The organism is Gelidibacter salicanalis (assembly GCF_016469035.1).
Classification (GTDB): Bacteria; Bacteroidota; Bacteroidia; order Flavobacteriales; family Flavobacteriaceae; genus Gelidibacter; species Gelidibacter salicanalis_A.
Window position 1 is genome coordinate 89721 of sequence record NZ_JAEHJZ010000049.1, and the last position, 13994, is coordinate 103714.

The 13994-nt window shown below is 36.6% G+C and carries 14 protein-coding genes; 5 read left to right on the forward strand and 9 right to left on the reverse strand.

Features of this window, described 5'->3' with window-relative positions; translation table 11 throughout:
* Positions 1 to 46: 46 nt before the first annotated feature.
* The 9 genes from JEM65_RS18310 to JEM65_RS18350 all read right to left on the reverse strand — a co-directional run bounded on the left by JEM65_RS18310 (position 47) and on the right by JEM65_RS18350 (position 5410).
* A complete protein-coding gene (locus JEM65_RS18310; RefSeq protein WP_199602774.1) occupies positions 47 to 250 on the reverse strand; it encodes a membrane or secreted protein in 204 nt (67 codons plus the stop codon).
* Between the two features lie 106 nt (positions 251 to 356).
* Positions 357 to 785 carry a hypothetical protein gene (locus tag JEM65_RS18315; protein WP_199602776.1) on the reverse strand — a complete coding sequence of 143 codons (429 nt, stop codon included), beginning with the start codon at positions 783 to 785 and terminating at the stop codon, positions 357 to 359.
* Positions 786 to 883: 98 nt separating this feature from the next.
* Entirely contained in the window at positions 884 to 1564 is a 681-nt protein-coding gene (locus JEM65_RS18320; RefSeq protein ID WP_199602777.1) for a rhodanese-like domain-containing protein, read from the reverse strand.
* Positions 1565 to 1803: 239 nt separating this feature from the next.
* Positions 1804 to 2007, reverse strand: a complete 204-nt coding sequence (locus JEM65_RS18325) for a hypothetical protein (protein ID WP_199602778.1) — start codon at positions 2005 to 2007, stop codon at positions 1804 to 1806.
* Positions 2008 to 2109: 102 nt separating this feature from the next.
* Complete coding sequence (locus JEM65_RS18330) at positions 2110 to 2415, reverse strand: hypothetical protein (protein ID WP_199602779.1); 306 nt, start codon at positions 2413 to 2415, stop codon at positions 2110 to 2112.
* Positions 2416 to 2437: 22 nt separating this feature from the next.
* Positions 2438 to 3625: a hypothetical protein gene (locus JEM65_RS18335; RefSeq protein ID WP_199602780.1), complete on the reverse strand. Its 1188-nt coding sequence runs from the start codon at positions 3623 to 3625 to the stop codon at positions 2438 to 2440.
* Positions 3625 to 4053, reverse strand: a complete 429-nt coding sequence (locus JEM65_RS18340) for a c-type cytochrome (RefSeq protein WP_199602781.1) — start codon at positions 4051 to 4053, stop codon at positions 3625 to 3627. Before JEM65_RS18340 ends, JEM65_RS18335 begins: the two co-directional genes overlap by 1 nt.
* A 182-nt stretch (positions 4054 to 4235) precedes the next feature.
* Complete coding sequence (locus tag JEM65_RS18345; protein WP_199602782.1) at positions 4236 to 4817, reverse strand: helix-turn-helix domain-containing protein; 582 nt, start codon at positions 4815 to 4817, stop codon at positions 4236 to 4238.
* Between the two features lie 170 nt (positions 4818 to 4987).
* A complete protein-coding gene (locus JEM65_RS18350) occupies positions 4988 to 5410 on the reverse strand; it encodes an HYC_CC_PP family protein (RefSeq protein ID WP_307810567.1) in 423 nt (140 codons plus the stop codon).
* A 284-nt stretch (positions 5411 to 5694) separates the two neighbouring features.
* Between JEM65_RS18350 and JEM65_RS18355 the strand changes: the two genes are divergently transcribed.
* From JEM65_RS18355 to JEM65_RS18375, 5 genes are all read left to right on the forward strand, one after another.
* On the forward strand, positions 5695 to 6111 hold the full coding sequence (locus JEM65_RS18355; RefSeq protein ID WP_199602784.1) for an HYC_CC_PP family protein: 417 nt from the start codon (positions 5695 to 5697) through the stop codon (positions 6109 to 6111).
* A 105-nt stretch (positions 6112 to 6216) separates the two neighbouring features.
* Positions 6217 to 9960, forward strand: a complete 3744-nt coding sequence (locus JEM65_RS18360; RefSeq protein ID WP_199602785.1) for an efflux RND transporter permease subunit — start codon at positions 6217 to 6219, stop codon at positions 9958 to 9960.
* A complete protein-coding gene (locus JEM65_RS18365) occupies positions 9957 to 11168 on the forward strand; it encodes a TolC family protein (protein WP_199602787.1) in 1212 nt (403 codons plus the stop codon). The genes JEM65_RS18360 and JEM65_RS18365 overlap by 4 nt, the downstream gene beginning before the upstream one ends.
* A 61-nt stretch (positions 11169 to 11229) precedes the next feature.
* Positions 11230 to 13656, forward strand: a complete 2427-nt coding sequence (locus JEM65_RS18370) for a multicopper oxidase domain-containing protein (protein WP_199602789.1) — start codon at positions 11230 to 11232, stop codon at positions 13654 to 13656.
* A 19-nt stretch (positions 13657 to 13675) separates the two neighbouring features.
* Positions 13676 to 13855 carry an SHOCT domain-containing protein gene (locus tag JEM65_RS18375; protein WP_199602791.1) on the forward strand — a complete coding sequence of 60 codons (180 nt, stop codon included), beginning with the start codon at positions 13676 to 13678 and terminating at the stop codon, positions 13853 to 13855.
* Positions 13856 to 13994 lie beyond the last annotated feature (139 nt).

Here is a 13994-nt window from a genome sequence, read left to right on the forward strand (position 1 = left end):
ATTTAATATTCGGTTACACTAATTGTTTATACTTGGCCATTGACGCTTAAGAATGGGGAGGTTCGTCACAATCTTTAACCTGGTCAGGAGTTCTGCCACAAAATCCACATGGCTCTCCATTTTTATTGAGCATAGGGTTTTGGCTTGAACACGTTCCTGCAAACTTACCGTCTTTTTTAGCCCAAAGTTTTATGGCTATTCCTGCAATTCCCAATCCTAAAAGGATAAGAGTGATTAATATGAGTTTCATAGTTTCAGAGTTTATCTGTTTTTTATTATTGCTGTACCATCAAATTGCCAGAAGGACAAATGGTATATTCATACCTACATCATAACTTCTTGATTTTAATGTTATGTTAATTGTGCATGTCTCCCGTATTCATTCCCTTATCGCCCATCATCTTCATACTGGATTGCATACAATCTTCACTCATCATGCCTTCATTTTGCATCATTTGCATCATATGATTCATCATTTTTCCGTCTTTCATCATTGAATGCATCATATTCATTGTCATAGTGCTGTCTTGCATCATGTTCATACCCTCACCCTTCATCATCATATTCATCATGCCTTTATTTCCCTGCATCATTTGCATAGCCTGATTATTAGCTTGCATATTTTGCATAAATTCGGTCATATAATCGTCATTCTGGGTAATGGCATTAAAAACCTCTGTTCGGGTTTCAGGACTTTCCATTAATGCTTGAGGATTTGTTTCTTGTTTGCAACTGTTTAAGCTTAAAAGCCCAATTGCGAATAAAATAATCAGTAGTGTTTTCATAATTTTTGATTTAATTGTTATTAATTTTTATGCTTTTTCAATCAATTTTCAAAGGTTCTTAAATTCATTTGCCTAATTAAAATTATGTCTTGCTACTATCATAATTTTTGTACTGGAAGACCTAACGTAATCCAGTCATGTATTCCTCCCCTGTAATATAAAATTCTATCAGCTGGATAACCTGCACCCAAGAGATTCTTTATAGCTGTTGATGACTGTGGGCATTGTGGACCATTGCAAAAAAATATACTGGGATTATTTTCGTCCAATTCATCCATTCTACCGATCAATTGGTCATAAGGAATATTTTTTGAGCCTGGAACAGTTATTCCATCAGAGGTATCAGGTTTTCGCGCATCGATAATAGGCAAACCCTTCATGTGGTGCTGATATACTTCTACCTCACCAACCGTATGCACGGATTGTGCTGCCTTTATCGATTGAATACTGCCCCATGTCACGTCAACTTCCACTAAGCCAGATTCTGTTCCTATATTTTTGGGAATCATATGGTTCTTATCTCTTTTGGGGGTTCTAATCTCTGATATATCCCTATTTCTTGCCTTTAGATCGTTTACTATATCTATTTCGGGCATACCAATAGATTCTACTTTTTTATCTACAATCAATAACGGTGAGTGTTTCAATTGATATTTTTCAAATATTTCGGGATGATCCTCGAAATAATTTACCTTATAAGGCAACCATGCTTCTTGAAGTATTTTCTCGAGCAGAGGTCTATGAGGACAGGTTTTTGTTGCTGCTATTAAAATTTCCATAAAAATTTTCTTTACTTATTTTTAGTGTTAAAAATGTTTTAAATTTTATATCTAGTATTTCGACAAATCGTACATTTTGTCTTTCAAGAATTATACATTTATAAAAATTGATACGGCCTATTTTCTTTATTGGCTGTTTGGATATCAATTTCTTTCGTTACGTCATAAGTTCAAGTTTTAACCATAGCATAATTTTTGAGAAATTTTTATCCATGGAACGTCTTTTTCAATGACAAAAGCTATTTGTTCTTTTTTCTGGAATTATAAAATAATACTATCAGTACAATTAAAATTAGAGGCACGGCAATCCACCAGCCCATATGCATTCCCCAGTAATAGTAATCTCCGTTGTTGTGCATCATTGTGTTTACATCTGTATCTTGTTTGCAACTGTTTAAGCTTAAAAGCCCAATTGCAGATAAAATAATTAGTGGTGTTTTCATGATTTTATTTTTTATTGAGTTAAACATTCATTTGTAATTTATAATCACATTCCCAAAAACCCCGTTTTTAAATCATAGGTTAAGGGAATGTGTTATCAGCTATTAATTGGCAGATTTTAAAAAGGTTTCAATTTTTGTGATTTCCTTTTCTGTTAGATTTGCCCGTACTCTCATATGTAAGCTTATTGTGGTCCAATCTGTGTCATTATAATCAGCTGGAGATGGAGCCAAATGGCATCTGTTACATGCTTCTCCCCACATTTGAGCACCAGATTTTTCGATTTTAAATTCATCTTCAACCTCTGTTGCGTTTGCATATGTATCCTTGGTAGAAGTACAGCTAGTTATCATTACTCCGACAAAAAGTAGTACTAATCCAGCTATAAATATTTTATATATTGTTGTCATAATTTTTAATTTTTCAAGATTATTAGAATCCAATTGCCCAATGAACGAAAAAGCCGTTGGCTGTACCCCCTCCATCATGACCACCAACACTATCTGTTGTTTGGTAAGCAACTTTAATTACAGACCTCCATGTCAACCAATAATTTAAACCGAAAGCGTATTGATCAGATTGTTCTTCCCACTCGGCACCTTCAGGAGCATTTAAATTTGAATACCTTCCAACTAATTCCAGTTTTTTTAAAAAGTCGCTACTGGCCATTGTTGGACGATAGCTCAATTGGGTATAAAAGGAGTTGCTTTTGTTATCGAAGGTATATTCTTCTTCATCTCCATCTTCATGAACTTCAGAATACGTAGCATCATCTACATCTGAATTGTTATATTGCCCTTTTATATCGATGAATCCCTTTAATGCAGGGATTTGCTTCACGAAAGCAAAATCGATAGCGTATAAGAAAGCTCCAACATCTTCGTATTCTGAATCTCTAGTTCCAACTTTACTTGTTGAATATGTAGAAAAGCCTATTTCAGTTGAAGAATCGGCAAAAGGTAATACCCCTATACGTCCTCCAAAGGCTTTACTGTTATTGTTGTCCTCAAAATTTTGAAACATGAGCATGCCTGCTTCTTCCGGTTCGTCACTACCGTCTTTTAATCTTGGGCCATTGGTGGAATAAACCGAGTAATTAAGTTTTGGTCCTCCAAGTTCAAAAGCTCCCCTTAACTCTACGCCAATACCTGATGATGGTGCAATTCCGTCGTGGCCAAAGCCCAATGGTCTTGTTGGTAGCCTATTGATCCATGCAGGATGGAATCTTTCCATAAATGTTCCGAATGGAAGAAGAAACTTACCGGCTCGAACGGTCATGTTTTTGTTTAGCACATACATCACATCCGCATACTCAAGACCTACTTCAAGTTCGTTACTTTCTAATACAAACTCCAACTCTGCTTCAAACATCAGTCTGTCAGAATGTTTAAATAGAAAGATGGGAGCAAAAGCAGAGCCTACGTAAGATGATTCAGTTTCTCCATCATTGTTTATAGAATTTAGCCCCGTATGGCCATATCCCCTTATCATAAACTGGGTTTTGCTTGGTTTAAATGGTTCAGAATCAGTAATACTATCAGTTTCAAAATTGTTATATGTTTGGCCATAAATAGTATGGCCAAAAACTAAAAGTGCTATAATTGTTATTAATTCTTTCATTATTTAAGGGTTCTTATATAGTTAATAATCTCCCAGCGTTTCTTTTCTGGAATTGAAGATTTATATGAAGCCATAGGGGCTCTTCCTTCAGCTATTTTCCAGAAAATTGCACCGTCTGACTGTGACTGAAATGTTTCGTTAATTAAATCTGTTGGTTTAGGAGTCAAACCAGCTCCTGCCATACCATCTCCTTTGCCTTTTGGACCGTGGCATACAGAACACATTGCCTTGTATAGTTTTTTGCCCGAAGCTGCTGCGTTGGCATCATCCTTTAGAGGATTGACTATTTTATCTGCACTCGCTGGAGCTACCCATTTTTTTTGTTGAATGTCTTCATAAACATTTTCTGGTTGATTAATAAAACCTACAAGCAGGACATATAGCAAGCCGGTAAACGTTATACTGATTAAGATTTTTTTTGTTTTCATTTTTATATTATTTGATTATTGATCTCTGGCATTTAGTTCAGCAATTTTTTATCACGCCATTTCTTGTTAGTATCTTTAACCGCTACTAAATTTTCCGAAATCAATTTTTTCATTTTGTTTGACTTAATTTGTTAAAATTAAAGATTGCCTGGAGCTTTCATCTGCATAACTTTCGTGGTTATTTATATAATTTCATCGTAAAAATTACGCTTCCAGTTTTCCGTATTTTTATAATCGGTCATGCTAACACCAATGACTTCCTTAAACTGTCTGGACAAATGGTTGATACTGCTGTAGTCCAATAAGTATCCTATGTCTGAAAAGGAATGTTGTTTAAGCTGAATGAGTTCTTTAACTTTCTCGATCTTTAATTTGATAAAGTATTTTTCGATAGTTGTTTTTTCATTGGTGGAAAATAATTTGCTCAATGCCTTATAATTCTTATGAAGACTTGAAGCCAAGAGTTCAGACGTTTTTATCTTAATATGTAAGGGTAGTTCTTGCAATTGTTCGATAAGAATAATCTTAATTCTTTCCGTAAGCATGTCTTCTTCATTCTGAACGATTCCAAATTCATTGGCGTGAAGTACCGTTGTTACTGCCTTGACAATCTCATTGTTCGTTTTTTTTGGCGCCTCTACCAATAGCCTTCCAAGTTCTAATGACAGTACCGTTACTCCAAGTTCCTGTAGTTCCTGCGTAATTACTTTAAGACAGCGATTGCAGACCATATTCTTAACCCAAAATTCTTTTGGCTCGCTCATAGTATATCATATTTTGACACTGAGTTTTAACTCAATATTTTAAAAGGTAAAGGCCTAATAGGCTTAATGATGTTTGGTGTTGTTGAGAATAGGGTACAACACATGTAGCCAGAAGTGAAAACACGGCTATTAAAATGATGCAGATTGAATCTAACCTGCGATGTAAAGATTCAAATTAAAAAGGTCTCGTTGAGAATAATTATATCTGTAGATAACAAGGGCGGTCTATAAACCGGAAAAGAAACTATATTTTCCTCTAGTTCTTCAAAAAGATTGATATAGGAATAGACTAAGGAGTTTATAAAAACTAGAGTCTCAATTTCTAAAACACTAGTTGATTTTTTAAAAGTATCATCTCCTTCCTTTACAACGGTTTGATTATCACAACAGTCTTTTTCTTGTATTGAAGCACATTGTCTAGAGGTATTATCTTTTTTTTGAACCATGTCCGTGCAGGATTCCGCTTTACTAAAAAATGCCATATCCACTAATGTATTGTCACAAAAATGCATATCTACCGTAAAGGAAGAGGTAGAAAACAGCATGATCACTGCTAATATAAAGGTCAATATTTTAGTAAAGAAAGATTTCACGTTATGAAGTTAAAGTATTTTTTTTAACATTCTGATTTTTTTTTTTAATTTAAGTGATGTTATTCAATTATTTATTTGTCAATAATTTATATGATGAAGATCAACCGAATGTACTATTAAAGATTTAACAAAACCATGATATATATCATATGAAATTATATTTAAAAGAGTTTTTTTTGCACAACTTTTCAAAGCACCTATGAGGGTTAATTTATTTCCTAAAATCCAAAAGAATTGTTAAATACTGGAATTAGAATTATTTTTTTATAACTTTGTGATCTTAAATGAAAACAGTTCAACAGCAAATATCATCAGTCTTCTTAGCACTTGTAGTGTTACTGTCAACCGTATCGTTTACTGTTGATAGTCATTATTGTGGTGGTATTTTAGTGGATGCCTCGTTGTTTGGACACGTTGAAACTTGTGCTATGGCAGTTCAACAGCAACCGTCGTCCTCGGAATGTGATATCTCAAAAAAAGATTGTTGCAGTGATGAACAAGCAGTTGTCGAAGGACAAGACAATTTGAAAATATCGTTTCATAAAATGGATAAAGACCAACAACTATTTGTTGCTGCTTTTATCCACACCTATATAAATTTATTCTTCGAATCTCAAGTAGATTTAAACTACTATAAAAATTACACCCCTCCTCTCTTGGTCTGGGATATTCAAGTTTTAGAGCAAACTTTCCTTATTTGATTTTTAAGTAATTACCACAGTAGTCCTGCATTAACTTGTTTTGGACATACCTGTTTGTTTACCAGTTTTTAAACAAAAATTTATAATTACTTAATAATCATTTCTATGCTGAATAAAAGCATCAAATTTCTAATAGAGAATAAACTGGTAGCTGTTTTGCTACTTGTGTTATTTGTGGGTTGGGGAGTCGTTAATGCCCCTTTTGAATGGAATACTGGTTCCCTACCACGTAATCCTGTAGCTGTAGATGCCATCCCCGATATTGGTGAAAACCAACAAATTGTATTTACCAAATGGGATGGTCGTTCCCCACAGGATATTGAAGACCAAATTACCTATCCCTTAACTACATCGCTTCTCGGTATCCCAGGAGTAAAAACCATCCGTAGTTCTTCTATGTTCGGTTTTTCCAGTATCTATATCATATTTGAAGAGGATATCGAGTTCTATTGGAGCCGCAGCCGAATCCTTGAAAAGTTAAATTCATTACCAGCAGGACTTTTACCTGATGCCGTAAATCCAGCCCTTGGGCCAGATGCGACGGGGTTAGGACAGATTTATTGGTATACCCTTGAAGGTCGTGATAAAGACGGAAATGTAACTGGTGGCTGGGATTTACAAGAATTACGGAGCATCCAGGATTTTTACGTCAAATATGCCTTGTCATCAGCAAGCGGAGTTTCAGAAGTGGCCTCTATTGGTGGGTATGTTCTGGAATATCAGGTAGATGTCAATCCGGAGTTGATGAAACAGTACAAAATTGGCTTGAATGAAGTGGTCAAAGCGGTTAAGCAAAGCAACAAGGATGTTGGTGCCCAAACCCTAGAAATCAATCAGGCCGAATATCTTATACGTGGTTTGGGGTATGTCAAATCCATTGCAGATTTGGAAAATGCTGTGGTTACTTCAGAAAATTTTACCTCAATACGTTTAAAGGATATTGCAAAAGTTTCTCACGGACCTGCTACCAGAAGAGGACTTTTGGATAAAGAAGGAGCAGAGGTTGTAGGTGGTGTTGTGGTAGCACGTTATGGCGCAAATCCAATGGAGGTCATCAATAACGTTAAAGAGAAAATAAATGAATTGAGCTCAGGCTTGCCCTCTAAAACATTGAGTGATGGTAGAACGTCACAACTTACCGTTGTTCCTTTTTATGACAGAACAGAATTGATACAAGAAACCTTAGGCACGCTGGAGGAAGCACTGTCGTTACAGATTTTAGTTACCATTTTCGTAATCATCATAATGGTATTTAATTTGCGGGCTTCCATATTGATTTCGGGATTATTGCCTATAGCGGTGTTAATGGTTTTTATTTCGATGAAACTCTTTAACGTAGATGCGAATATTGTGGCCTTATCGGGTATTGCTATTGCTATTGGAACAATGGTAGATATGGGGGTTATCCTTACAGAAAATGTGCTGAGGCATATAGACGAAAGTGATGAAAATGTGCCAATGGATACCATTGTGTACAATGCCACTGCCGAAGTTTCTGGGGCAATACTGACGGCAATACTGACCACTGTTATAAGTTTCATTCCGGTATTCACAATGATCGGTGCTGAAGGTAAATTGTTTAGACCATTGGCTTTTACCAAAACTGCTGCCCTAATAGCAGCCTTAACTGTGTCCTTGTTTTTAATTCCACCGTTTGCAGCCTATTTATTTAAAAAGAGAAGCATAAAGACTTCTTTTAGTTATATTTTAAATGGAGCGATGATTATTCTGGGTATTGTATCCCTTATTTTCGGATACCCGCTAGGATTAATATTAATAGCATTTGGTGCGGTTGGTATTCTTTCGTTAAAGGAAATGATTACCGCAAAACGCGCCAATACTATCAACATATTCGTCTCTGCATTTGCTCTTATATTTTTACTGGGAGAATATTGGAGGCCATTGGGAGTTGATAGAAGCTTCTTTATAAATCTAATTTTTGTAGGTCTTATCTGTTTTGGTCTTTTAGGTGTATTTACACTTTTCAGAAAGTATTATGTGCGAATTTTAAGTTGGGCACTGCGTAATAAGGTTTTATTTCTTTCCGTCCCCACCGCCATAGTGATTTTGGGTGTGTTGATTATGCGTGATACTGGTAAAGAATTTATGCCATCCCTTAATGAAGGTTCCTTTTTATTGATGCCTACCTCAATGCCACATTCTGGTGTTGAAGAAAACAAGCGGGTATTGCAGCAATTGGATATGGCAGTAGCTAGCCTTCCAGAAATTGAAACAGTCGTTGGTAAATCCGGGCGTACAGAATCGGCATTGGATCCAGCACCCTTATCGATGTATGAAAATATAATTCAATATAAATCAGAGTACAAACTAAATGAGAATAGAAAAAGACAGCGCTTTAAAATAAATGAGGATGGACTGTTTGTTCTAAAGGATGGGAGTTTGGTTATTAATCCAAATAATGAATTGGAAGATGATAATTCAAATTACAAAACATCCAAATTAAAAGATCCCTTTTCTGTGACGAGTTCACAACTTATTCCAGATGATGATGATGGAGAGTACTTTAGAAACTGGAGGCCGGAGATTAAGTCTCCAGATGATATTTGGAAGGAGATTGTGAGGGTTACAAAACTCCCAGGGGTTACCTCAGCACCCAAATTACAACCCATTGAAACACGATTGGTGATGTTGCAAACAGGCATGCGAGCACCAATGGGAATTAAGGTAAAAGGGCAGGATTTAAGAGAGATTGAAGCCTTTGGATTGAAGCTGGAAGGCATATTAAAGCAAGCAGAAGGTGTCAAGAATGAAGCTGTATTTGCTGATCGTATTGTAGGTAAGCCATACTTGTTATTGGATATTGATAGAGAACGACTTGCGAGGTATGGAATTACCGTTGAACAGGTGCAGCAAGTTATACAAGTGTCCGTGGGAGGGATGGTACTTACACAAACCGTAGAAGGTAGAGAGCGTTATGGTATTCGAGTGCGCTATCCAAGGGAGTTGCGTGCCAATCCAAATGATCTCAAGGATATTTATGTTCCTGTTGAAAAAGGAAGTCCAGTTCCATTGAGTGAGCTTGTTACTATTAGGTATGAGCAAGGGCCACAAGTCATAAAAAGTGAGGATACCTTCTTAGTGGGATATGTTCTTTTTGACAAAATTGACGGTTTTGCAGAAGTAGATGTGGTAGAAAATGCACAAGCGCTTATCCAAGGAAAAATCGATTCGGGAGAACTGATTGTGCCTAAAGGGATCAACTATAAGTTTACAGGGACGTATGAAAATCAATTACGGGCAGAAAAAACCTTATCAGTTGTTGTGCCTTTGGCTTTGGCAATCATCTTCTTGATTTTGTATTTTCAATTCCGCTCTGTAGCAACCTCCTTAATGGTATTTACGGGTATAGCAGTTGCCTTTGCTGGAGGATTTTTAATGATTTGGTTCTATGGGCAGGACTGGTTTTTAAACTTTAATTTCTTTGGAGAAAATTTACGGGACCTCTTTCAAATGCACACTATTAATTTAAGTGTTGCCGTTTGGGTTGGTTTTATTGCTTTGTTCGGTATTGCAACAGATGACGGTGTGGTTATGGCAACTTACCTGACCCAAACCTTTGATAGAAATACACCCGAAACAAAACAGGAAATTAGAGCCTCTGTAGTTGAAGCTGGAGAAAAACGTATTCGTCCGTGTCTAATGACAACGGCTACTACAATACTTGCGTTACTACCGGTATTGACATCAACTGGTCGTGGTAGTGATATAATGATTCCAATGGCAATCCCTTCATTTGGCGGGATGTTAATTGCACTTGTAACCTTATTTGTTGTGCCAGTTCTATTTAGCTGGAAACAAGAATTTCAATTAAAAAGAGCCACAAAATGAGATATATATATATTATAGGATTTGTTTTTTTCGCTTTCGCGGAAGTAAATGCACAAGATTTAGGGATCCTAATAGAAGAAGCGATCGGCAATAGTCCAGAGATTCAAAAGTTTGATTTCCAGTTTCAGATTGCTTCTGAAAAAGTAAATGAAGCTAATACATTGCCAAATACCGAATTTAATTTCGGTGTTATGGCCATCGCTCCGGAGATGGATAATCCTATGGAACGTTTTAAAGCTTCCGTAATGCAAATGTTGCCGTGGTTTGGAACCATATCCGCAAGGGAAAATTATGCGGCATCGATGGCTGATGCCCAATTTGTGGAAGTGACCATCGCAAAACGAAAGCTTGCGCTTTCCGTTTCGCAATTCTATTATCTGCTCTATGATATTAGAGCCAAACAGGAAGTACTTGATAAAAATATAGCACTCTTGGAGACTTATGAACGTCTTGCTCTCACTTCCTTAGAAGTGGGCAAGGCATCAGCAGTAGACGTCTTGAGGTTACAAATTAGGCAGAACGAGCTACAACAGGAGGTAGAGGTTTTAACTCAGCAAAACAAAGGGATACAGGCAGCAATGAATAGTTTAATGAACCGCCAGTATGATAAAGAAGTCTCAGTAGTTTCCGCTCTGGAAATTCCTGAAGACGATAATTTTTATAGCTACGAGAGCCTATCTGTAAATCCTGAGTTGCTCAAATATGACAAACTTTATGAGTCTATTGAACAATCTGAGTTGTTAAACCAAAAAGAAAGTGGTCCGATGGTAGGTTTTGGAGTGGAGTATATTAATCTAGAAAATAGCCCAATGATCACCAGTTCTTTTAAAGATATGGTGATGCCTATGCTATCGGTGTCAATACCAATTTTCAATACTAAATATAAATCCCAGACCAAACAAAATGAACTGCGAAAACAGGAAATTCAATCCCAAAAAGATGAACGCCTGAATGTGCTAAAAGCTGATTTATCAAAAGCCATTTCTCAACGTAATCAGTCGCGAATTAAATTCAACACACAAGAGCAAAACCTGAAACAAGCTGAAGATGCCGAAGAAATTCTTATCAAAAACTATGAGACGGGCACTATTAATTTTAATGACGTCTTAGATATTCAGGAATTACAGTTAAAATTTCAAATGGCACAAATTGAGACCATAAAACTTTATTATGTTCAGTCCGCTCTGATTAATTATTTAACGAATTAAAATTATAACGTTCTGAGTCAACATCTTAGAGAGAATAATGGTAACTATATAAAAAAATAAAATGAAAAATATTAAATATTTCTTAGTCCTTTTATCAATCCCGTTTCATGCTGTTTTTGCTCAGTCAGAGGAAGGCAATGTCGATAATTTACCGGTTCACGAATATACCTTAACGCTCAAGGAAGAAATGGTTAACAAAGCGGGTAAGGAAGTAATGGGGATGACCGTAAACGGCACGATTCCTGGCCCAACACTCGAATTTACCGAAGGCGAGTATGCGGTCATTTACGTGAAAAACGAAATGAGCGTTGAAACTTCGGTGCATTGGCACGGAATTCTTTTACCGAATTTTCACGATGGTGTTCCTTATTTAACAACGCCACCCATAAAGCCCGGAACTACTTTTAAATATGAGTTTGCAATCAAACAAAATGGTACCTATTGGTATCACTCGCACACCATGCTACAGGAACAAAGCGGTGTTTTTGGCTCAATTGTCATCCATCCAAAAGAAGAAACCTTGGACTATGATAAAGATCTAGTGTTGATGCTGTCCGATTGGACAAATGAAAAACCAATGAATGTGCTACGAAATCTTAAGCGTGGTAATGAGTGGTACCAAATGAAGAAAGGTACCTCTACACCGTTAAATCAAGTGATTGCACGAGGTGCTTTTGGCGCACAATTGGATTTCTGGCGCCAACGAATGGGAGGTGCGGACATTGCAGATATTTATTATCCTGCTTTTTTGGTCAACGGTAAGGAGGTTGCGGAATATCCCGAATTTCAACCAGGCGAAAAAATACGGTTACGGATTATCAACGGTGCTGCCTCTTCACAGTTTTGGATGACCTTTGGTGGGCAAGCACCAACCATGGTTTCGGCTGACGGTAAGGACATTGTTCCTATAGAACACAGCAAAACCTTTATCGCCATTGCAGAAACCTACGATTTTATAATAACAGTTCCCGAAGATGGTAAAATTGAATTCCGATCAATGGCGCAAGATGGTTCTGGTACTGCCTTGGCCTACATCGGTAATGGTAAAATTTTGCCTGCGGAAATTGTGCCGAAACCTGACAAAATCCAAATGATGCAGGAAATGGCCAAAATGAAAATGAAAATGGGTGCGCATGCGCTTAAATTTCAACCGGGTAAAGACGAACGTTTTGAGATGAAAGAGGAATATGGAATGCAGATGGATGATATGAAAGGGATGGATGGTCATATGAAAATGGACGATATGAAAGGGATGGATGGTCATATGAAAATGGATGATATGAAAGGGATGGATGGTCATATGAAGATGGATTCTACAATGGTACATATGGATCATTCTAAAATGGAAAACAGTAAGATGAACCCGCCTGCCCAACACGCAGGAATGGAGGAACCTGCAAAGTCTAAAACGATGGATATGGATGGGAAGGATTCCAACGATATGAAGGGTATGGACGTGCATGCCGGCGAGGCAGGTATGTTTTCAGAATACAACTATGATTATTTGAAATCCCCTGAAAAAACAACCTATGCGCCAGATACACCCGTAAATGAAATTTTATTGAACCTCACCGGGAATATGAACCGCTATATATGGAGTATGAATGGTGTTCCGTTGTCTGAAACTGATAAGATAAAAATAAAGGGAAACCAAGTCACAAGAATTACTCTAAATAACCTTACAATGATGCACCATCCTATGCATTTACACGGTCACTTTTTTAGAGTTATTAATAAAAATGGGGAATACTCGCCTTTAAAACATACCGTAAATGTTCCGCCAATGGAAGAAATAACTATCGAGTTTTATGGGGATGAATATGGAGATTGGTTTTTCCATTGTCATATTTTATACCATATGATGGGTGGTATGGCTAGAGTAATGAGCTATGATACGCCTAGAGATGTTAGAATGGAAGCATATCCTGTTTCGAAATTAATTAAAGAAACAGACCTATGGTATTCCTGGGGAATGGCTGATGTAGCTTCACATATGGCGGAATTCAATTTTGTGACATCCAATATCCGAAATCAGTTCAATGTGATCGCAGAATATGGCTGGAATGAAAATATTGAGGTAGAAGTAACCTATGAACGCTATCTGCACGATTATCTACGTGTTTTTGGTGGTGTGAATATGGAAAATGAAGGAGAGGATAGTCTTGATGAAATTAGTACAACCGCTATAGCGGGAGTTAGATATTTAACACCCTATCTATTTAATTTGGATGTCCGTATGGACAGTAAACTACGTCCACAAATTAGTTTGAGTCGTGCAATAACTATTTTTCCAAGAACTGTTGTTTTTGGAGTATACGAGTATCAAGCAGACTTTGGATGGGTGGACGAGTTACCACAAGGCATTAATTTTAAGGAGGAAGTCACTTGGAATGCCGGGATTGAGTATTTCTTGTCTAGAAATTTTTCAATTGTGGGTAGTTATGACAACCGTTTTGGAGCAGGTGGAGGGCTATCAGTAAGATTTTAATAATTAAAAAAATACAGCTATGGACTATAAATGGGATTTTTTAATCGTTTTTGGTGTTATAATACTAGGCATTTTTATCTATGCAGGAAGAAAGAAAATAAAGAGTACCATGAGTTCAAAGGCTTTGGATCTATTGAATGAAAGGTACGCAAAAGGTGAAATAACCAAAGAAGAGTATAAGAAATTAAGCAAAGCATAAACTCAAATAAATAAGGGTAAGAAGCAATGCAGAAGTTTGAAAGACATATAACTTGTATAAGAAGATTATTAAGTTTTATAAACAGCTATATCAATAAAGGAAACAATGAATTTAAATCAAATATTAACAATTAAAATCA